Here is a 24692-nt window from a genome sequence, read left to right on the forward strand (position 1 = left end):
ACTCTAATGAGATTTCCCATGAACACGGGCATCGCTCTTTGCAAAGGTTGGTGGCGCGGCTGCTGAGGCGGCCCGCACGCGCATGCGTGTGTCATAGGATCAACGGCCGCGACGGAACCCTCCGGGCGGCCTTTTTCATATGCGCGAGGTCTCCCGGATCTCCGTCCGGCGGGACAACGGAGTGAAACGAGCATGACCCCCACGAAACTGCCCGGCGGCGCGGAAGCCTTCGTCACCGAAGGCGGCATCACCATCACCCGTACACGCCACTCCACGCCCTATGACGGCGCGATCGACGCCTATGTCGAGGCACTCGACAGCCGGCGCGGCGCGCTGTTCTCCTCAAACTACGAGTATCCCGGCCGCTACACGCGCTGGGATACGGCCATCATCGACCCGCCGCTGGTGATCTCGGCGCGCGGACGGGCCATGGAGATCGAGGCGCTGAACAGCCGCGGCGTGGCGATGCTGCCGGCCATCGTGGCGGCGGTCTCCAGGCTCGACGACGTGACCATGGGTCCGGTGACGGACCGTCTGGCGAAAGTGCAGGTCGCTGAGCCCGACCGCGTGTTCACCGAGGAAGAGCGCTCGCGTGTGCCGTCTGTGTTCACCGTGCTGCGCGCCATCGTGGCGCTGTTCAAGTCGCATGACGATCCCAATCTCGGCCTCTACGGCGCCTTCGGCTACGATCTCTGCTTCCAGTTCGATCCGGTGACCTTCAAGCTGGAACGGCCGGACAGCCAGCGCGACCTGGTGCTCTACCTGCCCGACGAGATCCTCGTGGTCGACCACTATTCGGCAGAGGCCTGGAAGGACCGCTACGAGTTTGCCGGCGAGGGTTTCGACACGACCGGAATCGCGCGCGATTCCGTGGCCGAGCCGTTCCGGCCGAGCGACGCGCAGCCGCCGCGCGCCGACCATGAGCCGGGCGAATACTCGCGCCTCGTGGAAAAGGCCAAGGAGAGCTTCAGGCGCGGCGACCTGTTCGAGGTCGTGCCGGGGCAGATGTTCTACGAGCGCTGCGAGAGCCGGCCGTCGGAAATTGCGCGCCGCCTGAAGGCGATCAACCCGTCGCCCTATTCCTTCTTCATCAACCTGGGACAGCGCGAATATCTCATCGGCGCGTCACCGGAAATGTTCGTGCGGGTGAGCGGGCGGCGCATCGAGACCTGCCCGATCTCCGGTACGATCCGGCGCGGCGAGGACGCCATCGCGGATTCCGAGCAGATCCTCAAGCTGCTCAATTCCAAGAAGGACGAGGCGGAGCTGACCATGTGCTCCGACGTCGACCGCAACGACAAGAGCCGCGTCTGCGAGCCGGGTTCGGTGCGCGTCATCGGGCGGCGCCAGATCGAGATGTATTCGCGCCTGATCCACACGGTGGACCATATCGAGGGCCGGTTGCGCGAGGACATGGACGCCTTCGACGGCTTCCTGTCCCATGCTTGGGCGGTGACGGTGACCGGTGCGCCGAAGCTGTGGGCCATGCGCTTCATCGAGAACCACGAGAAGAGCCCGCGCGCCTGGTATGGCGGCGCGGTGGGCATGGTGCATTTCAACGGCGACCTCAACACCGGGCTGACGCTGCGCACCATCCGCATCCTCGACGGCGTGGCACAGGTGCGTGCCGGGGCGACGCTGCTCTACGACTCCGTGCCGGAAGAGGAAGAGGCGGAAACGGAACTGAAGGCATCCGCCATGCTGGCCGCCATCCGCGAGGCCAAGGCGGGCAATGCGGCGGCGGAACAGCGCCAGACAGCCCGGGTGGGCGAGGGGGTGAAGATCCTGCTCGTCGACCACGAGGACAGCTTCGTGCACACGCTGGCCAACTATTTCCGCCAGACCGGCGCGAGCGTGACGACGGTGCGCTCACCCGTGGCGGAGGAGGTGTTCGAGCGTGTCGATCCCGATCTCGTCGTGCTGTCGCCGGGGCCCGGCTCGCCGTCCGATTTCGACTGCAAGGCGACGATCGACAAGGCGCGGGCGCGCAAGCTGCCGCTGTTCGGCGTCTGCCTCGGCCTGCAGGCGCTGGCGGAAGCCTATGGCGGCGAACTCCGGCAATTGCACGTGCCGATGCACGGCAAGCCGTCGCGGATCCGCGTCTCGACGCAGGGCGTGATCTTCTCCGGCCTGCCGCGGGAGGTCACGGTCGGGCGCTACCATTCGATCTTTGCCGATCCGGTGCGCCTACCGCGCGAATTCGCCGTGACGGCGGAGACCGATGACGGTATCGTCATGGCGATCGAACATGAAAGGGAGCCGGTGGCGGCGGTGCAGTTTCACCCGGAATCGATCATGACGCTGGGCGGCGACGCCGGCATGCGCATGATCGAGAACGTGGTGGCCCATCTGCCGCGCCGGGCGAAGGAGAGGGCCGCATGAGACATCTGTTGACGATTGCCGCCGCACTTGCAGCCATGGCGCCGGGACTGTCCGGCGCGCTGGCGCAGGAGGCCGATATCGCGCATGGCAAGGCGCTGGTGGAAACGAACTGCGCCAAGTGCCACGGCGTCGGCGTGTCCGACGCCAGCCCTCATCCGGCCGCGCCACCCTTCCGCGAACTGTCGGAGCGTTATCCCATCGATGCGCTGGAAGAGGCCTTCGCCGAGGGCATCGTGACGGGCCATGAGGACATGCCCGAATTCGAGGCGACGCCGCAGCAGATCGCCGACATCATCGCCTATCTGGCGTCGATCCAGCCGGAGTGAGGTGGCCGGCACGGGAGTTCCGCTCCCCTGCGTGGATCAATCCAGCCGGCCCATCAGCCTGTCGATGGGCGCGAGATCGTCGGTCATGACGGGTGCCTCGGTGCGCTCGATGAGCGCGTCGACGATTCGTGCAGACAGGCGGCCGAATTCCATCCGGTCCGGCGGCGCGCCGGTGACACGCGACACCGGCGTCTCGCTGTTTCCTGCCAGCAGGATGAACGTGGCGCGGGCGCCGGGTTCCGGCCGGATGTTCTCGGCCCAGACCTCGACAACGGGGAAGACGGCTTTGAGCGTGCGGACCATGGCGGCCAGCGCGCGCATGCGGTCGAGATGGTCGACGACGTTCATGACGTAGACGCCGTCCCCGGTCAGCCGGTCGCGCACCAGCGAAAAGAACTCGCGCGTGACCAGATGCGCGGGCACGGCAATGTCGGTGAAGGCGTCGCCGACGATCACGTCGAAGCTGCGGTTGGCGGATTGCAGCGCCAGGCGGGCATCCACATCCAGCACGCGCGCGCTGTCGGGATCGAACCAGAAATGCTCGACAGCCGTGCGCGTGACTTCGGGATCGATCTCGGCGACGGTGATATCGGCCGAGACGCCTTCGGCCGCCCAGGCGCGCGGGATGGTGAAAGACCCGCCGCCGATGAAGAAGGCGGAAAAGGGCCGGCCCTCGAAGCGGATGCGGGGCAGGGCATCCAGAAGCGCCCCGTGGGGCGTGACCATGCGTGCCGGCGCGTCGCGCACCGTGACGCCGTGGGCGAGATGATCGAGCACCATGAGCCGTGTCGGCTCGCCGGTATCGGCGGAGACATCCTCCACGCGGATGCAGAAATAGCGGCTCTCGGTGAGGCAGTGCCCCGGCAGGGCGAGCGAACCGGTCGCGGGAAGCATGCAGGCGGCAAGGATGGCGGCTGTCAGCAGGCCCGGCCTGCCGCCCAGGCGGCCGGCATAGGCGAAGAGAATCGCGGCAAGCACCGCATAGACGGCGGCGATGACGGTCAGCGTTGCCGTCGTGCCGAGCCACGAGATGAAGATGAACCCGGCGGCCAGCGTGCCGCCGATGGCGCCGAAGGCACCGGCTGCGAACATGGCGCCGAGCGCCCGGCCCGAGCGCGCGGGCGCCGTTTCCACCGCGACCTGGGTGAGGACCGGGGCGGGGATGCCGGCGAAGAACGAGGGAAGGAAGAAGGCGAGTGTCGTAAGGAGGACGATGGCGGCCAGCGGGTTGTCGAGCGCGGCGATCATGGGGCCGGCCAGCCAGCGCAGCAGGAAGACGGCGATGCCGGTGGTCAGCGCGGCGCCGGCCAGCGCCCAGGCGGTGGCGGCGAGGGCGCGCCTGGGCCGCCAGCCGGCGAAGATCCCGCCGACCCAGTGCCCGGCGGAAAAGCCGGCAAGCACGACAGCGATGATCGATGTCCAGGTATAGAGCGACATGCCGAGCCAAGGCGCGAGCATGCGCCCGGCGACGATCTCGACGACAAGGCTTGCCGCGGAGACGACTGCCTGAACGAAGACCAGAACCCGGACGGGCGGCAGGGCAGGCGAGGCCGTGGCCTCTTCAGCGGTAGACGTCATTCCTGTTTGTTTCCGTCAGGGGTTGATCGTTGAATGGTATCGGTTCATTGCAACGCCGCGCAAGTCGGTTTCGTCACACGCCGACGCCTCGCGATTGGAGAAGTGCCATGCCTGCCCAGGCCAGGACCGTCAACCGCCTCGCCCTTGCGTCGATTGCCGTTGCCATCGGCGTCATGGGCCTGAAATTCTTCGCCTGGTGGCTGACCGGCTCCGTCGCGCTGTTTTCCGACGCGCTGGAAAGCATCGTCAACGTGATCGCCGCGACAGCGGCCTTCATGGCCGTTCGCTACGCCGCCCGGCCGGCCGACAGCGGTCATCCCTATGGCCATTACAAGGCGGAGTATTTTTCCGCTGTCCTGGAGGGCGTGCTCATCGTCGTCGCGGCGCTGCTGATCCTCCACGCGGCGGTGAATGCGCTGCTTGAAGGCGTCGATGAACTGACCTCGCCCGGTCCGGGCCTGGCCATCAACCTGGTGGCGGCCGTCATCAACGGTGTGTTCGCGAGCCTGTTGATCCGCAAGGGGCGCGAATACCGTTCGCCTGCCCTCGTCGCAGACGGCAAGCACATCATGGCCGATGTGGTCACCTCGGCGGGGGTCCTTGCCGGCCTCGTGCTGGCGCTGGCCACCGGCTGGCTCATCCTCGATCCGCTGCTGGCCATCCTCGTGGCGGGCAACATCCTGCGCGAGGGCTGGCACGTGATTTCCGAATCCGTCAACGGCCTGATGGACCGTGCCGTGGAGGGTGAGGAAGCGCGGCGCATCGAGGAGGTGATCCGGTCCAACGCGGAAGGGGCCATCGAGGTGCACGACATCCGGACCCGGGCGGCGGGCCGCGCGACGTTCATCGAGTTTCATCTTATCGTGGACGCCGCCATGACGGTGGAGGAAAGCCATGCGATCTGCGACCGGATCGAGACCGGTCTTCATGCCGCCGTTCCCGGCGCGCGGGTGACCATTCACGTGGAGCCGGATCACAAGGCCAAGGATGAGGGCCTGCTGCTCACCTGAGCTTCCGGCAGGCCCGGACCGTCACGTCGTCCGGTCGTCGATCAGCGGATCCGGCCTTGCAAGGCCGGTCAGGCTCTTCATGTCGGTCAGCCTGATCCGGGAGCCATCGACCTCGACTCCGTAGGGCTTGAGCGTGTTGAAGGCGCGCGAGAGGTTTTCAGGCGTCATGCCCAAGTGTGAGGCCAGCGTGCGCTTGTCATAGGGAAGCTCGAAGGACCCGTTGCCGCCCTGTTCGCGGTCGAAGCGGATCAGCCGGTTGGCAAGCCTTTCCACCGACGAGCGCAGTTTCAGGTCCTTCTGTTCCTTGACCACTTCGCGGAAGCAGCCGGCCAGTTCGGTGACGATGGCACGGGCGAATGCCTCGTCGGCTTCGAATGCAGCGCGGACATTGGATGCCGGTATCAGCAGCAGGCGCGACTTCTGAACGGTGCGGGCCGACATCAGGTTGACCGCGTCCTTGAGCACGGCGGCGAGAATGAAGGCGCCGACCGGCCAGACCATTCCCATCGTCGTCTCGCGCTGGCCCGTGCGGGCATACATCTCGACACAGCCTTCGGTCAGGACATAGAGAAAATCGGCCGGATCGCCTTCACGGATGAGATCGAGCTGGGCAGGAAAGGTCTGCAGGTAGGCTGCCTGCATCAACGAGTCGAAGGCCGAATCCGACATACTCTCGAACAGGCGAAGCGACCTGATCTCGGGGATATCGGAACTTCGCACTTTGCCTCTCCTTGAATTTTGTCAAGCGATCGATTGATTAGCTTAAGGCTGACATGACCGGATTTCCGGCGTCAATCCTGACATGTTGTCGGCGCCGATACGACCCCTGCACGACGGCCTCTTGTTTCAGTGCCACTTCACCCGGCAGTTGACCTAGGTCAAGCACACTCCACCCCCAGATCGACCATTCCCTATCCCGATGCAAGGGGGATGCCGCCATCCGGTGGTCTCCGTTTCAACAGAGGGTCGGGGAATTTCGATGGAACTCCAGAACAAGGCCACCAGTCTTTGGGGAAATTTCTTCAAGGTAACGATGGTGCAGATCCGCACGTTCCACATGACGTGGTTCGCGTTCTTCCTGTGCTTTTTCGCCTGGTTCGGCATCGCGCCGCTGATGAAGGTCGTGCGCGACGAACTGGCCCTGACCAAGGAGCAGGTCGGCTGGACGATCATCGCCTCGGTGGCGATGACGATCTTCGCGCGTCTGCTCATCGGCTGGCTTTGCGACCGCATCGGCCCGAGGCTGACCTATACCGGCCTGCTGACGCTCGGCGCGCTGCCGGTCATGGGCATCGGCTTTGCGGACGACTTCCAGACTTTCCTCATCTTTCGCCTGATGATCGGCGCGATCGGCGCATCCTTCGTCATCACGCAGTACCATACTTCCGTGATGTTCGCGCCCAACGTGGTCGGCCAGGCCAATGCCACATCGGCAGGCTGGGGCAACCTGGGCGGCGGCGTCACCCAGTTCGTCATGCCGTTGATCTTCTCCGTCTTCGTGGTCGGCTTCGGTTTCTCCGAAGCGCTCGGCTGGCGGCTTTCGATGGTCGTCGTCGGCGCCGCGATCTTCGTGACCGGCATCGCATACTACTTCTGGACCCAGGACGCGCCTGACGGCAACTTCGCCGACCTTCGCGCCCGCGGCATGATGCCTGAGAAGAAGACCGTCAACGGCAATTATCTCAACGCGCTGGCCGACAGCCGCGTCTGGATGCTCTTCATCATCTACGGCGCCTGCTTCGGTATCGAACTGACCGTCAACAACACCGCAGCCCTCTACTTCGCAGACTATTTCGATCTCGGACTGGTGGAAGCCGGCCTCGTGGCGGCGTCCTTCGGCCTCATGAACATCTTCGCACGCACGCTCGGCGGCATCTTCGGCGACAACTACGGTGCGTTGTGGGGCCTGCGCGGACGCGCCTTCTGGCTCTTCGTCTGCCTGTTCTGCGAAGGCCTGGCGCTTATGCTCTTCTCGCGCATGAACGTGCTTTACCTGGCGCTGCCCTCGCTGATCGTCTTCTCGCTCTTCACGCAGATGGCCGAAGGCGCGACCTACTCAGTCGTTCCCTTCATCAACAAGAAAGCGCTTGGCGCGGTGGCGGGCGTCGTGGGCGCGGGCGGCAATGCCGGCGCCGTGACCGCCGGCTTCCTCTTCAAGGGCGCGATCGAATGGCCGGATGCCTTCCTGATCATGGGCATGGTTGTAACCGCCGCGTCCTTCCTGGCCTTCTTCGTCCGGTTCAGCCCCGAACAGGAAGCCGAGGAAAAGGTGAACTTCGTGGCCGCGAACATCGAGACGCTGCGTGCCCGCGCCGACAAGGCGATGAAGGAATTCGAAAGCGGCCTGGCGCTGATCGAGCAGCAGAAGGCGAAGAAATCGGCACCGGCCGAATGAACCCGATCCGGCGGGCCCGGACGGTCCGCCAATACCCCATTCTTCCGCCATCAAGGGAGGTTCCCATGGCAAACCCAGCATCTGCCGCAGCCCGCGGCCCCGTCCTGCAAGACTGGCGTCCCGAAGACGCCGCGTTCTGGGACAATTCCGGCCGCGCCATCGCGACCCGCAACCTCTGGATCTCGATCCCGGCGCTTCTGCTTGCCTTCTCGGTCTGGATGGTGTGGTCGGTCGTCGTCGCCCGCATGCCGGCCATCGGCTTCGACTTCACCGTCGACCAGCGCTTCTGGCTGGCCGCGCTGCCGGGCCTGTCCGGCGCAACGCTGCGCATCTTCTATTCCTTCATGGTGCCGATCTTCGGCGGGCGGCGCTGGACGGCCATCTCCACCGCCTCGCTGCTGCTTCCGGCGCTGGGCATCGGCTTCGCCATCCAGAACCCCGAGACATCCTACATGACGTTCCTGGTTCTGGCGCTGCTGTGCGGCTTCGGCGGCGGCAACTTCGCTTCCTCCATGGCCAACATCGCCTATTTCTACCCCAAGAAGACCAAGGGCAATGCCCTGGCGCTGAATGCGGGTCTGGGCAATCTGGGCGTCTCGGTCATGCAGTTCACCGTGCCGCTGGTCATCACCATGGGCGTGTTCGGCTCGATCGGCGGCGAGGCGCAGGTGCTGGAGGACGGCTCGAAGCTCTGGCTGCAGAATGCCGGCTTCATCTGGGTGCCGTTCATCGCGATTGCCGCCATCGCCGCCTGGTTCGGCATGAACGACATCGCCGACGCCAAGGCATCGCTCTCCGACCAGCTTTCGATCCTCAAGCGCTTCCACAACTGGGTCATGTGCATTCTCTACACCGGCACGTTCGGCTCGTTCATCGGCTACTCGGCGGGCTTCCCGCTGCTGATGAAGACGCAGTTCCCGGAGGTCAACGCACTGTCCTACGCGTTTCTCGGACCGCTTGTCGGCGCCCTGTCGCGCGCCGCGACCGGCTGGGTCTCCGACCGTTTCGGCGGCGGCCGCGTCACCTTCTGGGTGTTCCTGGGCATGATCATCGCCGTGTGGGGCGTCATCCAGTTCCTGCCGGTTGACGGCCAGGGCGGCAATTTCTGGGGCTTCTTCGCCTGCTTCATGGCCCTGTTCTTCCTGACGGGCGTGGGCAATGCCTCGACGTTCCAGATGATCCCGTCGATCATGCGCAAGGAAATCCCGCGCATCCTGGGCGCCAACAATGCCGACACGCTGAAGGTCGCCGAGCGCGAAAGCGCCGCCATCATCGCCTTCACATCGGCAATTGCCGCCTATGGCGCCTTCTTCATCCCCAAGGCCTACGGCACCTCGATCGCGATGACCGGCGCTCCCGACGCCGCGCTCTGGGGCTTCCTCTGGTTCTACGTGGTCTGCCTGGCGATCACCTGGTTCTTCTATTCGCGCAAGGGCGCCCCGGTTTCCTGCTGAAACCCCGAGAAAGGTTTCCCGACATGTCACATCTCCTCAACCGCCTGAACTTCCTGGCGAAAACCAATACCGGAACGTTCTCCGGCGGCCATGGCGTCACCACGAACGAGAACCGGGACTGGGAAGACGCCTACCGCAAGCGCTGGCAGCACGACAAGATCGTGCGCTCCACACACGGGGCCAACTGCACCGGCTCGTGCTCCTGGAAGATCTACGTCAAGGGCGGGATCGTCACCTGGGAGACGCAGCAGACGGATTATCCGCGCACGCGCCCCGACCTGCCGAACCACGAGCCGCGCGGCTGCTCGCGCGGAGCCAGCTACTCCTGGTACATGTATTCCGCGAACCGGGTGAAATATCCGCTGATCCGCTCGCGGCTTTTGAAGCTGTGGCGCAAGGAGCGGGCCGTGAAGTCGCCGGTCGGCGCCTGGGAAGCGATCCAGACCGATCCGGCCAAGCGGTCGGCCTATACCTCCATCCGCGGCCATGGGGGCTTCGTGCGCGCCACCTGGGACGAGGTCAACGAGATCATCGCGGCCGCCAATGCCTGGACCGCGAAGACCTACGGGCCCGACCGCGTGATCGGCTTCTCGCCGATCCCGGCCATGTCCATGGTCTCCTACGCGGCCGGCTCGCGCTATCTGTCGCTGCTCGGCGGCACCTGCATGTCCTTCTATGACTGGTATTGCGACCTGCCGCCGGCTTCGCCGATGACTTGGGGCGAGCAGACCGACGTGCCGGAATCGGCCGACTGGTACAATTCCGGCTTCCTCATCCTGTGGGGCTCCAACGTCCCGCAGACGCGCACGCCGGACGCGCATTTCTACACGGAGGTGCGCTACAAGGGCGCCAAGTCGGTCGTCGTCTCGCCGGACTATTCGGAAGCCGCCAAGTTCTCCGACATCTGGCTGCATCCCAAGCAGGGCACGGATGCCGCGCTCGCCATGGCGCTCGGCCATGTGGTGCTGCGCGAGTTCCACCTCGACCGCCAGGCGGAGTATTTCGAGGACTACTGCCGCCGCTATACCGACATGCCGATGCTGGTGAAGCTGGTGAGGAAGAACGGACATTTCGTGCCCGACCGGCTGCTGCGCGCCTCCGACTTCAAGGGCGGGCTCGGCGAGACCAACAACCCGGAATGGAAGACCGTCGCCATCGACGGAAAGACCAAGAAGCCGGTCGTTCCGGCCGGTTCGGTCGGCTTCCGCTGGGGCGAGCAGGGCAAGTGGAACCTGGAGAGCAAGGACGGCAAGGGCCGCGATGTCGAACTGGACATGAGCTTCGTGCTCGACAGCGACCATGACGAAGTGGCGAGCGTTGCCTTCCCCTATTTCGGCAATCGCGAGCACGACCATTTCCAGGGCACCGACCACCAGAGCGTGCTGCTGCGCTCGGTGCCGGCCAGGAAGCTGAAGCTGGCGGAGGGCGACACGCTTGTGGCCACGGTGTTCGACCTGTTCGTGGCCAATTACGGCCTCGACCGGGGCTTCAACGATGCGACCTGCGCCACGTCCTACGACGACAACGTGCCCTACACGCCGGCCTGGGCGGAGAAGATCACCGGCGTGCCGCGCGACCACATCATCACGGTGGCGCGTGAGTTCGCGCTCAACGCGGAGAAGACCAGGGGCCGCTCCATGGTCATCCTGGGCGCCGGCCTGAACCACTGGTACCACATGGACATGAACTACCGGGGGATCATCAATCTCCTGGTCATGTGCGGCTGCATCGGCCAGTCGGGCGGCGGCTGGAGCCACTATGTGGGCCAGGAAAAGCTGCGTCCGCAGACCGGCTGGCTGCCGCTGGCCTTCGGGCTGGACTGGGGCCGCCCGCCGCGCCAGATGAACTCCACCTCCTTCTTCTATGCCCATACCGACCAGTGGCGCTACGAGACGCTGACGGTGGACGAAATCCTGTCGCCGACGGCGCCGGAAGGACCGTGGGACGGAACGCTGATCGACTACAACATCCGCGCCGAGCGGATGGGATGGCTGCCGTCAGCACCGCAGCTCAAGACCAACCCGCTGGCAGTCGCGAAGGCGGCGGCGGATGCCGGGCTGGAGGCGAAGGACTACGTTGCGCAGCATCTCAAGGCGGGCGACCTGGAAATGTCCTGCGAGGACCCGGACGATCCGGCAAACTGGCCGCGCAACATGTTCGTCTGGCGCTCCAACCTGCTGGGTTCGTCGGGCAAGGGACACGAGTATTTCCTCAAGCACCTGCTCGGCACGCAAAACGGCCTGATGGGCAAGGACCTTGGCGAGGAAGGCCGCCAGCGCGCCCGCGAGGCGAAGTGGCATGACGAAGCCCCGGAAGGAAAGCTGGACCTGCTGGTCACGCTCGACTTCCGCATGTCGACCACATGCGTCTATTCCGACATCGTCCTGCCCACGGCCACCTGGTACGAGAAGAACGATCTCAACACCTCCGACATGCATCCCTTCATCCATCCGCTGTCGAGCGCTGCGGATCCGGCCTGGGAAGCGCGCAGCGACTGGGACATCTTCAAGGGCATCGCGCGCAAGTTCTCCGACGTGGCCCCGGAAATCCTGGGCGTGGAGAAGGACGTGGTGCTCGTTCCCATCCTGCACGACACGCCGGGTGAACTGGCCCAGCCCTTCGACGTGAAGGACTGGAAGACCGGCGAGGTGGAGCCGCTGCCGGGCAAGACGATGCCGGCGGTTGCCGTGGTGGAGCGGGATTATCCCAATCTCTACAAGCGCTTCACCGCGCTCGGTCCGCTCATGGACAAGCTCGGCAATGGCGGCAAGGGCATTTCCTGGAACACCGAGCACGAGGTCGAGGCGCTCGGCCGCCTCAACGGCGTGGTGACCGAGGAAGGGCCGACCAAGGGCCGCCCGCGCATCGAGAGCGACATCGATGCCACGGAAGTGATCCTGATGCTGGCGCCCGAGACCAATGGCGAAGTCGCGGTGAAGGCCTGGGAAGCGCTGTCGAAGAATACCGGGCGCGACCACACCCACCTGGCCGTGCCCAAGGAAGACGAGAAGATCCGCTTCCGCGACATCGTCGCCCAGCCGCGCAAGATCATCTCCTCGCCGACCTGGTCGGGCCTGGAATCGGAGAAGGTCTGCTACAACGCCGGTTACACCAACGTCCACGAACTGATCCCGTGGCGCACCATGACCGGGCGTCAGCAGCTCTACCAGGATCACCTGTGGATGCGGGCCTTCGGCGAGGCGTTCTGCGTCTACCGTCCTCCCATCGATACCAAGACCATCACCCCGGTGATCGAGGAGAAGACGGCTGGCCGGAAGTCGGTGGTGCTGAACTTCATCACCCCGCACCAGAAGTGGGGCATCCACTCCACCTATTCCGACAACCTGATGATGCTCACGCTCAACCGCGGCGGGCCTGTGGTCTGGATTTCGGAAGAGGATGCGAAGACCGCTGGCCTCGTCGACAACGACTGGGTCGAGGTGTTCAACTCCAACGGGGCCATCGTGGCGCGTGCCGTCGTCTCCCAGCGCATGAAGCAGGGAACGGTCTACATGTACCACGCCCAGGAGAAGATCGTGAACACGCCGGGATCGCAGCTTACCCAGCAGCGCGGCGGCATCCACAACTCCGTCACGCGGGCGATCACCAAGCCCACCCACATGATCGGCGGCTACGCCCACCAGGCCTACGGCTTCAACTACTACGGCACCGTCGGGTCGAACCGCGACGAGTTCGTCGTGGTGCACAAGCTGGAGAAGGTCGACTGGATGGAAGATCCGCTCGGCGAAACCGTCACATCCAAGGAGGCGGCAGAATGAAGATCCGCGCCCAAATCGGCATGGTGCTGAACCTCGACAAGTGCATCGGGTGCCACACCTGTTCCGTTACCTGCAAGAACGTCTGGACGAACCGCGAGGGCGTGGAATACGCCTGGTTCAACAACGTCGAAACCAAGCCCGGCATCGGTTATCCGAAGGACTGGGAAAACCAGAAGCGCTGGAACGGCGGCTGGCGGCGCAAGGCCAATGGCAAGATCGAGCCGAAGGGCGGCGCCAAGTGGCGCATCCTGGCCAAGCTCTTCGCCAATCCGGACCTGCCGGAGATCGACGACTACTACGAGCCGTTCGACTTCGACTACGACCACCTGCAGACGGCCCGCGAAAGCAAGGCCTTCCCGACGGCGCGCCCGCGCTCGCAGATTTCCGGCGAGCGGATGGAGAAGATCGAATGGGGTCCGAACTGGGAGGAAATTCTCGGCGGCGAGTTCTCCAAGCGGTCCCAGGACTACAACTTCGAAGGCGTCGAGAAGCAGATCTACGGCGAGTTCGAGAACACGTTCATGATGTATCTGCCGCGCCTGTGCGAGCACTGCCTCAATCCGACGTGCGTCGCCTCCTGCCCGTCCGGCGCCATCTACAAGCGCGAGGATGACGGCATCGTCCTGATCGACCAGGACAAGTGCCGCGGCTGGCGCATGTGCGTCTCGGGCTGCCCCTACAAGAAGATCTACTACAACTGGTCTTCGGGCAAATCCGAGAAATGCGTGTTCTGCTATCCGCGCATCGAGGCCGGCCATCCGACGGTCTGCTCGGAAACCTGCGTCGGGCGCATCCGCTATCTCGGCGTCGTGCTCTATGACGCCGACCGCATCGAGGAAGCGGCCTCGGCGGCCGACGAGAAGGAACTCTACGAGGAACAGCTGAAGATCTTCCTCGATCCCAACGATCCGGCCGTCATCGAACAGGCACGCAAGGACGGCATCCCCGAAGCCTGGCTGGAATCGGCGCGCCGGTCGCCGGTCTGGAAGATGGCCATGGAATGGAAGGTGGCCTTCCCGCTGCACCCGGAATACCGGACCCTGCCAATGGTCTGGTACATTCCGCCGCTTTCACCCCTCACGTCTGCGGCGGAGGCCGGAAAGATCGGACTGGACGGCGACATGCCGGACGTCCGGTCTCTCCGGATCCCGGTCCGTTACCTCGCCAACCTGCTGACGGGCGGCAAGGAAGCACCGGTGGTCTCGGCGCTGGAACGGATGCTGACCATGCGCGCCTACATGCGGGCCAAGTCCATCGACGGCGTCACCGACGAGGCGATCGCGGCGAAGGTCGGCATGACCGGCGCCATGATCGAGGACATGTACAAGATCATGGCCATCGCCAATTACGAGGACCGGTTCGTCATTCCGACCTCGCATCGCGAGATCTCCGAGGATGCCTATGACGTGCGCGGTTCCTGCGGTTTCACCTTCGGCAATGGCTGCTCGGGCGGCGGCGAAAGCGACTTGTTCGGCGCCAAGCGCACCCGCACGGTTCAGACACCGGTCAACAAGCTGACGGAGGGCGTGTGATGAACACGACACTCAAGATCCTCTCCATCCTGCTCGCCTATCCCGACGAGACGATGCACAAGGCCCTGCCGGACATCCGGCAGGCCATCGCCGGCCTCGACCGGGCCGGCCCGGCGCAGCGGAAACTCCTCGACGTGCTGGCAAGCGACATCGAGGCCCTCGACCTGTTCGAGGCGCAGGAACGCTACGTATACCTGTTCGACCGCACACGCACGCTGTCGCTGCACCTGTTCGAGCACGTTCACGGCGAAAGCCGCGACCGCGGACAGGCCATGGTCGACCTGATGGCCATGTACGAGGCCGACGGGCTGGAAATCGACGCCAGGGAATTGCCCGACTACCTGCCGCTGTTCCTGGAATACCTGTCGATCAAGCCGGCGCCGGAAGCCGCCGACCTCCTGTCGCAGGTGGCCCATATCGTCGCCGCCCTGCGCGAGCGCCTGAAGAAGCGCGGCTCGGTCTATGCCAACGCCTTCGCCGTGCTGGAGGACCTGGCCTCGGGAAAGCCTGATGCCGGGCTGGTCGGCGAACTGATGGAGACGCCGGACGACGATCCGGCGGACCTCGAAGCCCTCGACCGGATCTGGGAAGAGGAGGCGGTGACCTTCGGCGGCAATGCCGGGGAAAACGCCTGCGGTCCGGACCGCCTGCAGCGCCAGATGCGCGCCCACACCCGCAAGCCGGACGACGTGCCGGCCAACCCCTTGTGACCGGAGGCCACGATGTCCGGCTTTTTCAATACGCTCCTCTTCGGGATCTATCCCTATGTCGCGCTGGTCGTGCTGATCCTCGGCTCGATCCTGCGCTATGACCGCGACCAGTACAGCTGGCGGTCCGGTTCCTCGCAGCTCCTGCGCCGCAAGCAGCTTGTCTGGGGCTCGGTGCTGTTCCATGTCGGCGTGATCGTCATCTTCTTCGGCCATCTCATCGGCCTGCTGACACCGATCGCCATCTTCGATGCGCTCGGCATCAGCCACGGCGCCAAGCAGGTGCTGGCCATCGTGGCCGGCGGCATTGCCGGTGTCATGGCGATCATCGGGGGGAGCATGCTCGTCCACCGCCGCCTGTTCGATGCGCGCGTGCGGGCCAATTCCAGCACGAGCGACACGCTGATCATCATCCTGCTGTGGGTGCAGCTTGCGCTCGGCCTGGCGACGATCCCGATCTCGATGCAGCATCTGGACGGCGAGGAAATGGTGCGGTTCATGGCCTGGGCGCAGGGCATCTTCACCTTCCAGGGCGACGCGGCCTCGCATGTCGCGCATGTGTCGATCATCTTCAAGGCGCACCTGGTATTGGGGCTCACGATCCTGCTTCTCTTCCCCTTCACCCGCCTGGTGCACATGCTGTCGGTTCCGCTGCGCTACTTCTGGCGTCCGGGCTACCAGGTGGTGCGCGAGCGCAACCGCCGCGCCGCGCCGGTGCGGCTTCCGGCAGGGGAATGAGCATCATGGCAACCATCTACCGCAATCCGAGCCTTGCCGGCGGCGCGCCCGTCGGCCCGGCACCCGACGGCAAGGGCTACACCACCTACACGGAGCCTGACACGTCCGTTCCGCCCAAGCCGCTGCCGGTGATGAAGGCCATCACCGTCGATGGCGTGGCAATCCCCGAGGAGGCCATCCTGCACGAGGCGCAGAACCATCCGGCTGACGATCCGGGCGAGGCGCTGCGCGCGGCCGCCCACGCGCTTGTCGTGCGCCAGCTTCTCATCAACGAAGCGCGGCGGCTGGACATGATTTGCGATCTGCAGACCACCGAAAACGGCCAGACCGAGACCTTCGAGGACGCGGCGATCCGCGCGCTGACCGAGCGTGAAGTCGCCGTGCCGGCGGCAAACGAGGATGAATGCCGGCGCTTCTACGAGACCCATCGCGACCGGTTCGCCAGTGCGCCGCTCTACGAGGCGCGGCACATTCTCGTTGCCGCGCCGGAAAGCGATGCCCAGCGGCGCGAGAAGGCACGGCTGGAAGCGCAGGATCTCTGCAACACGCTGCAACGGGACCCGGGCCGGTTTGCCAGGCTGGCCGAGGCGGTCTCGGCCTGTCCGTCGGCGGCGCAGGGCGGCAATCTGGGCCAGCTTTCGCCCGGTTCGACGGTGCCCGAATTCGAATCCGCGCTGGCGCAAATGATGCCGGGCGAGATCACCCGTTCGCCGGTCGCCACGCGGTTCGGCTTCCATGTCATCGCGCTCGACCGGGCGGTCGAAGCCCGCCAACTGCCATTCGAGGCGGTGCGTCAGCGTATCGCGGACTGGCTGGAGGCGCAGGCCTTCTCGCGCGCGGTGGCGCAATATGTCTCCATCCTGGCGGGCCAGGCGAAGATCACCGGCATCGACATGGGCGGGGCAAGTTCGCCGCTGGTGCAGTAACAGACGCAAGGTGGAGTGCAGGCGATGATCACCGACCTGCTGGATCACAACAGGCGATGGGCCGAGGGCCGCAAGCGCGACGATCCGGGTTATTTCGACCGGTTGTCGAAGCTCCAGAAACCGGAATACCTGTGGATCGGCTGTTCCGACAGCCGCGTTTCGGCCAATGTCATCACGGGGCTCGAGCCGGGGGAAGTCTTTGTCCATCGCAACGTGGCCAATCTCGTCCACCGCGGCGACCTGAACCTGCTCTCGGTGCTCGAATTCGCGGTCGAAAGCCTGGAAGTCAAGCACATCATCGTTTGCGGTCATTATGGCTGCGGTGGCGTGCGGGCGGCCATGGACGGCCATCGCCATGGCATCATCGACCACTGGCTGCAGCCGATCCGCGATGTGGCGGATCGTCACGATGGCGAATTGTCGGATTGCGGCGGCGGCGACGAGCGCCTCAACAGGTTGTGCGAATTGTCCATTCGCGAACAGGTGGACAGCCTGGCGCGCACGCCGATCATCCAGTCTGCCTGGGCGCGCGGGCGCAGGCTGGCCATTCACGGCTGGGTCTACGGCCTGCATGACGGTCTGCTGCGCGACCTCGGCTGCGGCCGTGCCCGTGCCGGGGGCAGTACAAGCTGCGCCGACGGCGGCTGCGCTGGCGGCCATTCCCATGGCTTTTGAAAGGAACAGCACCGTGAAGACGAATGCGCCGGGTCACGCGAGACTGATCGACACGTTCGGGCGCGCGATCACCTATCTGCGGCTCTCGGTGACGGACCGCTGCGACCTGCGCTGCACTTATTGCATGTCGGAACACATGACCTTCCTGCCGCGCAAGGACGTGCTCAGCCTGGAAGAGACCTACCGGGTGGCCGAGACGTTCATGCGGCTTGGTATCCGCAAGCTGCGCCTGACCGGCGGCGAACCTCTTGTCCGCAAGAACATCATGACGCTTTTCGCCCAGTTGAAACCGCATCTGGAGGCGGGCGATCTCGACGAAGTGACCCTGACCACGAACGGAACGCTGCTGGCGCGCCACGCGGCGGCGCTCAAGGAAAACGGCGTGCGGCGCGTCAATGTCTCGCTGGATACGCTGGACCCGGAGCGCTACCGGGCGGTGACGCGCTGGGGCGACGTCAACAAGGTGCTTGCCGGCATCGATGCGGCGCTCGGCGAAGGCTTGGCGGTCAAGCTCAACGCGGTGGTGCAGAAGGGCCGGTTCCAACGGGATGCCGCGGACCTCATCACCTTCGCGCACGAGCGCGGCATGGACCTGACCTTCATCGAGGCGATGCCGCTGGGTGGCGCGCTGGACGATTACGGCGACATGCACCTGCCGCTTGGCGAGGCCGAGGGCTGGCTCAAGGCGCGCTACACACTCGAGCCGGTGGCCAAAAAGACCGGAGGGCCGGCCCGTTTCATGCGGGTCAGGGAAACCGGCGGTCTCATCGGCTTCATCGCGCCGCTGTCGTGCAATTTCTGTGCTGCCTGCAACCGGATGCGGGTGAGCTGCACCGCACAGCTCTTCCCCTGCATGGGCGACGACGGTGCAGTGGACCTGCGCGCTGCGCTGCGGTCCGGCGAGGGGCCCGGGCGGTTGGAACAGGCCATTCTCGGCGCCGTCGCGGCCAAGCCGTGGGGCCATGGTTTCGGCTATGACGGCACGGTATCGGGCGGATTGTCCCGGCCAATGTCCCATCTTGGAGGATGAACCCATGCGCATTGTCGCCCTCGTGATTTCCGACCGCGCCAGCCGCGGCGAATACAAAGACAAGGGCGGGCCGGCCATCGAAGCCTGGCTCAAGGAGGCCATTACCTCGACCTTCGACTTCGAGATCAGGATCATTCCGGATGGCCGCGACACCGTCGCCTCGGCGCTGCTGGACCTCTGCAGCACCGACCGGGCCGATCTCGTGCTGACCACCGGCGGTACCGGTCCTTCGCCGCGCGACGAGACGCCTGAAGCCATGGCGGACGTCATCGAAAAGGAATTGCCGGGCTTTGGCGAACTGATGCGCAAGAAGAGCCTGGAAGAGGTGCCGACCGCGATTCTCTCCCGCCAGACGGCGGGCGTCCGCGGCTCCACGCTGATCGTCAACCTGCCGGGCAAGCCGGCCTCCATCCGTACCTGCCTCGACGCCGTCTTTCCGGCCATTCCCTATTGCCTCGACCTGATCGGGGCCGGACGCATCGAGACCGACCCGGAGGTGGTCGCAGCCTTCCGGCCCGGACAATGACCCCTTGGCGGTCCGGGCAGGGCCGGACCGCCGCCCTGCCTGCTCTTGAAAGGACTGAACGAATGGACATGCCAAGCCAAGCCGCCGCGCCCCGTGACAGCCGCCCGCTGGCGGGCCTTGCCAATGCCGTGGCGGGCCGTGTGCTGGACCCGATGCTGATGCGCACCGTGCGCCGGCTTGCGGTGAAACACCGCTCCATCTTCGACCGGCTCGGGCCGCATGTGAGCTCGGTCTACATCATCGATCCCGTCGAGTTTCCATTTGCCTTGATCCTGCGCCCCGATCCGGCGGCGCCTTCCTTCCGCACTGTTTCGCGGGACGCCCTGCCGGCCCATGACGCACTGATCCGGGGCCGTTTCCGAACCCTGTTCGACCTGGTCGACGCCGGTGCGGATGGCGATGCCTCCTTCTTCTCGCGCGACCTGGAAATCCTCGGCAACACGGATGCGGTGGTGACGCTGCGCAATGCGCTGGACGACGTGGACGGATCCATTGCCGCCGACACGGCCGACCTGTTCGGCCCACCGGGACGCATGGCGCTGACCTTCCTGCGGCGCGGCAATGGTGCGGCGGCACCGGGGAGGGTGGCATGACGGTGCGTCCGGAACTGATCTGCCCTGCCGGTACGCCGGCGGCACTTCGCACGGCCGTGGATGCCGGTGCCGACGCCGTTTACTGCGGCTTCCGCAACGCCACCAATGCGCGCAACTTTCCCGGCCTGAACTTCACGACCGAAGAATTGGGTTCATCCATCGCCTACGCGCACGAGCGCGGCGCCAAGGTGCTGCTGACGCTCAACACCTATCCGCCCGCCGGCAAGGTGGACCTTTGGCGCGAGGCCGCCGACACGGCCGTGGCGCTCGGCATCGACGCGCTGATCGTGGCCGACATGGGCGTGGCGCGGTATGTGGCCGAGCGGCATCCGGGTGTGCGGCTGCATCTCTCGGTGCAGGCGGCGGCGTCCAGCCCGGAGGCAATCGCCTACTATTGCGAGCATTTCGGTGTGAAGCGGGTGGTGCTGCCGCGCATCCTCACCGTGGCCGAGATCAGGCCCATCGCGGCCGCGATCCCCTGCGAGATCGAGACCTTCATCTTCGGCAACCACGGGCTGATGGTGGAAGGGCGCTGCAGCCTGACGAATTACGTCACGGGACAGTCCACCAATCTGGATGGCGTCTGCTCACCGGCCAGCGAAGTGGAATATCGCAAGGAACCCGACGGCGCGGTGTCGAGCTGCCTGTCGGGCAGCGTCATCGACCGCTTCGGCGCGGACGAGATGGCCGGATATCCGACCATCTGCAAGGGCCGCTACCGCGCGCCGCACCGGCCGGACGGCTATTATGCATTCGAGGAACCGGTGAGCCTCAATCTCGCGCGCATGCTGCCCGATCTCATCCATGCCGGCGTGCATGCCTTCAAGATCGAGGGGCGGCAGCGTTCGAAAAGCTACGTGCGCAGCGTCGTGTCGGCCTTTCGCACGGCAATCGACGACGTGATGGCCGGCCGGCCAGCCAATATCGCCGACCTGGTGGCGCTGACCGAGGGGCAGAAGCAGACGCAGGGCGCATTCGAAACCAAGAAGTGGAGGTGAGGCCATGGCCGCGGAACTGACGATCGGGCCGATTGCCTATCACTGGCCGGCGGAAAGGAAGCGCGACTTCTATGCCCGCATTGCCGACGAGGCGCCGGTGGGCACCGTCTATCTGGGCGAGGTGATCTGTTCGAAGCGCTCGCCCTTCTTCGAAGCCGAGATGCCGGACGTGATCGAACGCCTGCAGCGCGGCGGCAAGCGCGTGGTGCTTTCCACGCTGGCCGAGGTGATCCTGCCGCGCGAACGGCAGGCGACCGTGCAGCTTTGCGCTCAGGACGATTTCGAGGTCGAGATCAACAATGTCAGCGGGCTGGCCGCGCGCGGCAACCGCGCGCACCGGATCGGCCCGTTCCTCAACGCCACCAACGAGGCCACCATCGCCTGGATGGCGGGGCAGGGTGCGACGCATGTCTGCCTGCCGCATGAATTGCCGCGTCCCTCGCTGGAAGCGGCGGCGCACGCGGCGCAGGCGCTTTGCGTTTCAACAGAGGTTCAGGTTTTCGGGCGCGCACCGCTGGCCGTCTCGGCGCGCTGCTACCATGCCCGCGCGCATGGCCGGCACAAGGACAATTGCCAGTTCGTCTGCGAGGACGATGCCGATGGCATGCCGCTGGTGACGGCGGCGGGCGAGGCCTTCCTGCGGATCAACGGTATCCAGACGCAGTCGGAAAGCTATGTCTGCCTGGCCGCGGAAGTGCCGGCGATCCTGGCCATGGGCATCACGTCCCTGCGGCTCATGCCGCAGGATGTGGACATGGTGGCCGTCGCGTCGATTTTCCGCGACCTGGCCGACGGGAAACGGGGCGCAGGCGATGCGTCGGAACGCCTGCATGCTTTGTGCGGGGATGTGCGGTTTTCCAACGGCTTCTTTCACAAGGTGCCGGGCCGGCATCACGTGCCGGTCCATGCCGGCGGGGTGACGATCCAGTGACGGCGCCCAGGAGCCCGGGCGCGACGTCGCGCGACGACCTGGCCAACCGGCTGACGGCAGTGCTGTCCGGCGTGGACCTCGACTGCGCCTGCCGGGAACGGCTGATCGAGGCCCTGTCCTCGTTCAATGCGATGGAGCGGATGCGCCACCGCCGCGCCCGTCTCAACGACGCGCGCAACCAGGTGGCCGGCATTCTCTCCCTGCTCGACCTGCTCGGCGAACTGGACAGCGTCGGCTTCCAGGAAAGCGACCGCTCGGTGTTCGAGGAAATCGCGCATCTGTTCGAGGATGTGGCGGAAGCCGCCCGGCGCGGCGCGGCCGACATGCGCGAGCTTGCGGCCGGCGACGGGCCGGAAGGGTAGGTTTCAGGCCGGGCCCGTCTCCATCTGCGCCAGTTGGCCGAGAATGTCGCGATAGGTGTCGACGCCCTGCGCGCCGGTGACGAGATGGCGGCCCAGAAAGATGACCGAGGGCACGCCGGATATGCCGCGGGCGCGCCAGAAATCCATCGCCGCGCGCAGTTCGTCGACATAGGCGCCGGATGCCAGCATCGCGCGCGCCTCGTCTCCGTCGAGGCCTGCCGAGCGGGCCACGTCGACGAGGACGGCATGGTCCGAGACGTTGCGGTTATCGGTGAAATTGGCTTTCAGCAGTGCCAGCTTGGTCTCGTGCTGGCGTCCGTGCAGTTCCGCCCAGCCGATCAGCCGGTGGGCATCGAACGTGTTCCAGGTCCGTGTGTCGTCGCTGAAATCGAAGCTGAAGCCGACGTCTGCGCCAAGCGCGGTGATCCTGTCGCGCGCCGCCTTCGATTGTTCCGGCGTGGTTCCGTATTTCGCCGCCAGGTGATCGCGCAGGTTCTCGCCTTCGGGACCGATATGGGGATTGAGCTGGAAGGGATGCCAGTGGACTTCGAGCCGCGTGCCGGCCTGGCGTGCCGCCTCGGCAAGCTGGTAGTAGCCGACCGCGCACCACGGACAGACGACGTCCGAGACGATATCGACGCGCATGGAAAGCCTCCTCCTGTTGCCGGGTTCTTCGCGAACGGAACATAGGGCATGTGGTGCGCGCGGGAAACACCCCGCAACCCAAGCGGCTTGACCGGAAGGCGGGCTTGGCCTTATATGCCCGCCATGACCATCCGTCCGGCCCGGCACATGATCCATGCCCGCGCGTCCCGCGCCACGGGCCTGCTCGGCCTTCTGCTTCTTAGCGGCGTCCGCCAGGTCCGCTGAGGAGCGCCTGGCGGCCGGATTGCCGCCAAGGCCCTGCTCCTCTCCGTTTACATCCTGAGAAAAATCGCCCAGAAAGCGCGCATCGACAGCCTGAGACGCGTTCGTGGCGCCGGAAAGAGAAGTTTGAGATGAACGAGATGACTCCCCCGTCCACTGCACGTGGCATGGCGGACGCCGCCGAGAAGTACCAGCCCTATCCGCAAGTGAACCTGACCGACCGCACCTGGCCCTCCCGGCGGATCGAGAAGGCGCCGATCTGGTGCTCGGTGGACCTGCGCGACGGCAACCAGGCCCTGATCGACCCCATGGGCCATGACCGCAAGGCGCGCATGTTCCAGTTGCTCCTCGACATGGGCTTCAAGGAAATCGAGATCGGTTTTCCCTCCGCATCGCAGACGGATTTCGACTTCGCGCGCTGGTGCGTCGAAGAGAGCAACGTGCCCGATGACGTGTCGCTGCAGGTGCTGGTGCAGTGCCGGCCGGAACTCATCACGCGCACCTTCGAGGCGCTGGAAGGGGCGAACCGGCCGATCATCCACTTCTACAACTCGACATCGGAACTGCAGCGCCGGGTGGTCTTCGGCAAGGACGTGGCCGGCATCAAGCAGATCGCCGTCGACGCGGCGAAGATGATCACCGACATGGCGGCCAAGGCCGGCGGCGGCTACCGCTTCGAATACTCGCCGGAAAGCTTCACCGGCACCGAACTGGAAGTGGCGCTGGAGATCTGCAACGCCGTCACCGAAATCGTGAAGCCGACGCCGGACAACAAGCTGATCATCAACCTGCCGGCGACGGTGGAGATGGCGACGCCAAACATCTATGCCGACCAGATCGAGTGGATGAGCCGCAATCTCGACAACCGCGAGAACATCATCCTGTCGCTGCATCCCCACAACGACCGGGGCACCGGCATTGCCGCCACCGAACTGGGCCTGATGGCCGGCGCCGACCGCGTCGAGGGCACGCTGTTCGGCAATGGCGAGCGCACCGGCAATGTCGATATCGTGACGCTGGCGCTCAACATGTACACGCAGGGTGTCGACCCGCAGCTGGATTGCCGCGACATCAACCGGATGAAGGATGTCTACGAGTATTCCAACCAGTTGCGCATCCCGGAGCGCCATCCCTACGTGGGCGAACTGGTCTACACGGCCTTTTCGGGCTCGCACCAGGACGCGATCAACAAGGGCATGAAGGCCATCAAGCAGGCCAACAAGCCGCTTTGGGAAGTGCCCTACCTGCCGATCGATCCGCAGGACGTCGGCCGCAGCTACGAGGCGATCATCCGCATCAACTCGCAGTCGGGCAAGGGCGGCATCGCCTATATCCTGCAGGCCGATTACGGGCTGAACCTGCCGCGCAACCTGCAGGTGGAGTTCCGCGAGGACATCCAGGACATCACCGACCGGGAAGGCCGGGAACTGCCGTCGAAGCGCATCTACGAGCGGTTCATCGAGCGCTACGTGGACCAGCCGGGCGCGCGGCTGAAGTTCGTCGATCATCACACTTATCCCGACACGTCGGAAAAGGGCGTGCGCATCCTTGAGGCCACGATCCTCGACAATGGCAAGGAGATCACCATTTCCGGGCGCGGCACGGGGCCGATCGACGGGTTCGTCGATGCGCTCTCCAAGCATCTGGGCGTGGCGATGTCCGTCGTCGATTATTCCGAGCACTCGCTGCATTCGGGCTCGAACGCGTCGGCCATCTGCTACATGGAAATGGAGCACCCCGGCGGAAGGTTGTTCGGCGTCGGGATCAACACGAACATCGTCACCGCCTCGCTGAACGCCATCGTTTCGGCCGCCAACCGGATTGTCGGCGGGAAATGACGATATGCGGCACCGCCCGCCGGTTCGCGCCGGCGGGCCTGACCG

Annotated in this window: 20 protein-coding genes and 1 pseudogene; 18 read left to right on the forward strand and 3 right to left on the reverse strand. The window is 65.4% G+C overall.

What is annotated here, in order from left to right; all coding sequences use genetic code 11:
• Positions 1–192: 192 nt before the first annotated feature.
• Together ACLB6G_RS10990 and ACLB6G_RS10995 are read left to right on the forward strand one after the other, a co-directional pair.
• Positions 193–2382, forward strand: a complete 2190-nt coding sequence (locus ACLB6G_RS10990) for an anthranilate synthase (protein ID WP_410356213.1) — start codon at positions 193–195, stop codon at positions 2380–2382.
• On the forward strand, positions 2379–2708 hold the full coding sequence (locus ACLB6G_RS10995; protein ID WP_410356214.1) for a c-type cytochrome: 330 nt from the start codon (positions 2379–2381) through the stop codon (positions 2706–2708). The genes ACLB6G_RS10990 and ACLB6G_RS10995 overlap by 4 nt, the downstream gene beginning before the upstream one ends.
• A gap of 36 nt (positions 2709–2744) precedes the next feature.
• Here the strand turns inward: ACLB6G_RS10995 and ACLB6G_RS11000 are convergent, their stop codons facing one another.
• Complete coding sequence (locus tag ACLB6G_RS11000; protein WP_410356215.1) at positions 2745–4286, reverse strand: fused MFS/spermidine synthase; 1542 nt, start codon at positions 4284–4286, stop codon at positions 2745–2747.
• 107 nt (positions 4287–4393) lie between these two features.
• Here ACLB6G_RS11000 and ACLB6G_RS11005 point away from each other — a divergent pair, with 107 nt between their 5' ends.
• The gene (locus ACLB6G_RS11005; protein ID WP_410356216.1) at positions 4394–5296 is read left to right on the forward strand and encodes a cation diffusion facilitator family transporter; all 903 of its coding nucleotides are present in this window, start codon (positions 4394–4396) and stop codon (positions 5294–5296) included.
• 21 nt (positions 5297–5317) lie between these two features.
• Here the strand turns inward: ACLB6G_RS11005 and ACLB6G_RS11010 are convergent, their stop codons facing one another.
• On the reverse strand, positions 5318–6016 hold the full coding sequence (locus ACLB6G_RS11010; RefSeq protein WP_410356217.1) for a helix-turn-helix domain-containing protein: 699 nt from the start codon (positions 6014–6016) through the stop codon (positions 5318–5320).
• A 259-nt stretch (positions 6017–6275) separates the two neighbouring features.
• Between ACLB6G_RS11010 and ACLB6G_RS11015 the strand changes: the two genes are divergently transcribed.
• The 14 genes and pseudogenes from ACLB6G_RS11015 (at position 6276) to ACLB6G_RS11080 (ending at position 21942) form a co-directional block, all read left to right on the forward strand.
• Positions 6276–7691, forward strand: a complete 1416-nt coding sequence (locus tag ACLB6G_RS11015; protein WP_410356218.1) for an MFS transporter — start codon at positions 6276–6278, stop codon at positions 7689–7691.
• 101 nt (positions 7692–7792) lie between these two features.
• Positions 7793–9251, forward strand: a pseudogene (locus tag ACLB6G_RS11020) (NarK family nitrate/nitrite MFS transporter); the annotation flags it as partial.
• Positions 9169–12924, forward strand: coding sequence for a nitrate reductase subunit alpha (locus tag ACLB6G_RS11025; RefSeq protein ID WP_410356219.1), 3756 nt, complete (start codon positions 9169–9171; stop codon positions 12922–12924). The pseudogene ACLB6G_RS11020 and the gene ACLB6G_RS11025, both read left to right, overlap by 83 nt.
• Positions 12921–14456: a nitrate reductase subunit beta gene (gene narH / locus ACLB6G_RS11030; protein ID WP_410356220.1), complete on the forward strand. Its 1536-nt coding sequence runs from the start codon at positions 12921–12923 to the stop codon at positions 14454–14456. Before ACLB6G_RS11025 ends, narH begins: the two co-directional genes overlap by 4 nt.
• The gene (gene narJ, locus ACLB6G_RS11035) at positions 14456–15166 is read left to right on the forward strand and encodes a nitrate reductase molybdenum cofactor assembly chaperone (protein ID WP_410356221.1); all 711 of its coding nucleotides are present in this window, start codon (positions 14456–14458) and stop codon (positions 15164–15166) included. The genes narH and narJ overlap by 1 nt, the downstream gene beginning before the upstream one ends.
• Before the next feature lie 12 nt (positions 15167–15178).
• On the forward strand, positions 15179–15901 hold the full coding sequence (gene narI / locus ACLB6G_RS11040; RefSeq protein WP_410356222.1) for a respiratory nitrate reductase subunit gamma: 723 nt from the start codon (positions 15179–15181) through the stop codon (positions 15899–15901).
• 5 nt (positions 15902–15906) lie between these two features.
• Positions 15907–16827: a peptidylprolyl isomerase gene (locus ACLB6G_RS11045; protein WP_410356223.1), complete on the forward strand. Its 921-nt coding sequence runs from the start codon at positions 15907–15909 to the stop codon at positions 16825–16827.
• Between the two features lie 24 nt (positions 16828–16851).
• Entirely contained in the window at positions 16852–17502 is a 651-nt protein-coding gene (gene can, locus ACLB6G_RS11050) for a carbonate dehydratase (RefSeq protein WP_410356224.1), read from the forward strand.
• On the forward strand, positions 17492–18532 hold the full coding sequence (gene moaA / locus ACLB6G_RS11055; protein ID WP_410356225.1) for a GTP 3',8-cyclase MoaA: 1041 nt from the start codon (positions 17492–17494) through the stop codon (positions 18530–18532). Before can ends, moaA begins: the two co-directional genes overlap by 11 nt.
• 4 nt (positions 18533–18536) lie before the next feature.
• Entirely contained in the window at positions 18537–19058 is a 522-nt protein-coding gene (gene mog / locus ACLB6G_RS11060) for a molybdopterin adenylyltransferase (protein WP_410356227.1), read from the forward strand.
• A gap of 62 nt (positions 19059–19120) precedes the next feature.
• Positions 19121–19651 (forward strand): SCP2 sterol-binding domain-containing protein, encoded by a 531-nt coding sequence (locus tag ACLB6G_RS11065; protein WP_410356228.1) that lies wholly within the window; start codon positions 19121–19123, stop codon positions 19649–19651.
• Complete coding sequence (ubiU, locus tag ACLB6G_RS11070) at positions 19648–20649, forward strand: ubiquinone anaerobic biosynthesis protein UbiU (RefSeq protein WP_410356229.1); 1002 nt, start codon at positions 19648–19650, stop codon at positions 20647–20649. The genes ACLB6G_RS11065 and ubiU overlap by 4 nt, the downstream gene beginning before the upstream one ends.
• A 4-nt stretch (positions 20650–20653) precedes the next feature.
• Complete coding sequence (gene ubiV / locus ACLB6G_RS11075) at positions 20654–21580, forward strand: ubiquinone anaerobic biosynthesis protein UbiV (RefSeq protein ID WP_410356230.1); 927 nt, start codon at positions 20654–20656, stop codon at positions 21578–21580.
• A complete protein-coding gene (locus ACLB6G_RS11080; protein ID WP_410356231.1) occupies positions 21577–21942 on the forward strand; it encodes a hypothetical protein in 366 nt (121 codons plus the stop codon). The genes ubiV and ACLB6G_RS11080 overlap by 4 nt, the downstream gene beginning before the upstream one ends.
• A 3-nt stretch (positions 21943–21945) precedes the next feature.
• Here the strand turns inward: ACLB6G_RS11080 and ACLB6G_RS11085 are convergent, their stop codons facing one another.
• Complete coding sequence (locus ACLB6G_RS11085; RefSeq protein WP_410356232.1) at positions 21946–22587, reverse strand: DsbA family oxidoreductase; 642 nt, start codon at positions 22585–22587, stop codon at positions 21946–21948.
• Positions 22588–22976: 389 nt separating this feature from the next.
• Here ACLB6G_RS11085 and leuA point away from each other — a divergent pair, with 389 nt between their 5' ends.
• Complete coding sequence (gene leuA / locus ACLB6G_RS11090) at positions 22977–24647, forward strand: 2-isopropylmalate synthase (protein WP_410356427.1); 1671 nt, start codon at positions 22977–22979, stop codon at positions 24645–24647.
• Positions 24648–24692 lie beyond the last annotated feature (45 nt).

This window comes from Zhengella sedimenti, from assembly GCF_046506625.1.
GTDB classification, from domain to species: Bacteria; Pseudomonadota; Alphaproteobacteria; order Rhizobiales; family Rhizobiaceae; genus Zhengella; species Zhengella sedimenti.

Bases quoted from the DNA above. Each gene is read 5' to 3' on its own strand.
- ACLB6G_RS10990 (WP_410356213.1), top strand. From the start codon at position 193: ATGACCCCCACGAAACTGCCCGGCGGCGCGGAAGCCTTCGTCACCGAA.
- ACLB6G_RS10995 (WP_410356214.1), top strand. From the start codon at position 2,379: ATGAGACATCTGTTGACGATTGCCGCCGCACTTGCAGCCATGGCGCCG.
- ACLB6G_RS11000 (WP_410356215.1), bottom strand. From the start codon at position 4,286: ATGACGTCTACCGCTGAAGAGGCCACGGCCTCGCCTGCCCTGCCGCCC.
- ACLB6G_RS11005 (WP_410356216.1), top strand. From the start codon at position 4,394: ATGCCTGCCCAGGCCAGGACCGTCAACCGCCTCGCCCTTGCGTCGATT.
- ACLB6G_RS11015 (WP_410356218.1), top strand. From the start codon at position 6,276: ATGGAACTCCAGAACAAGGCCACCAGTCTTTGGGGAAATTTCTTCAAG.
- ACLB6G_RS11025 (WP_410356219.1), top strand. From the start codon at position 9,169: ATGTCACATCTCCTCAACCGCCTGAACTTCCTGGCGAAAACCAATACC.
- narH (WP_410356220.1), top strand. From the start codon at position 12,921: ATGAAGATCCGCGCCCAAATCGGCATGGTGCTGAACCTCGACAAGTGC.
- narJ (WP_410356221.1), top strand. From the start codon at position 14,456: ATGAACACGACACTCAAGATCCTCTCCATCCTGCTCGCCTATCCCGAC.
- narI (WP_410356222.1), top strand. From the start codon at position 15,179: ATGTCCGGCTTTTTCAATACGCTCCTCTTCGGGATCTATCCCTATGTC.
- ACLB6G_RS11045 (WP_410356223.1), top strand. From the start codon at position 15,907: ATGGCAACCATCTACCGCAATCCGAGCCTTGCCGGCGGCGCGCCCGTC.
- can (WP_410356224.1), top strand. From the start codon at position 16,852: ATGATCACCGACCTGCTGGATCACAACAGGCGATGGGCCGAGGGCCGC.
- moaA (WP_410356225.1), top strand. From the start codon at position 17,492: ATGGCTTTTGAAAGGAACAGCACCGTGAAGACGAATGCGCCGGGTCAC.
- mog (WP_410356227.1), top strand. From the start codon at position 18,537: ATGCGCATTGTCGCCCTCGTGATTTCCGACCGCGCCAGCCGCGGCGAA.
- ACLB6G_RS11065 (WP_410356228.1), top strand. From the start codon at position 19,121: ATGGACATGCCAAGCCAAGCCGCCGCGCCCCGTGACAGCCGCCCGCTG.
- ubiU (WP_410356229.1), top strand. From the start codon at position 19,648: ATGACGGTGCGTCCGGAACTGATCTGCCCTGCCGGTACGCCGGCGGCA.
- ubiV (WP_410356230.1), top strand. From the start codon at position 20,654: ATGGCCGCGGAACTGACGATCGGGCCGATTGCCTATCACTGGCCGGCG.
- ACLB6G_RS11085 (WP_410356232.1), bottom strand. From the start codon at position 22,587: ATGCGCGTCGATATCGTCTCGGACGTCGTCTGTCCGTGGTGCGCGGTC.
- leuA (WP_410356427.1), top strand. From the start codon at position 22,977: ATGGCGGACGCCGCCGAGAAGTACCAGCCCTATCCGCAAGTGAACCTG.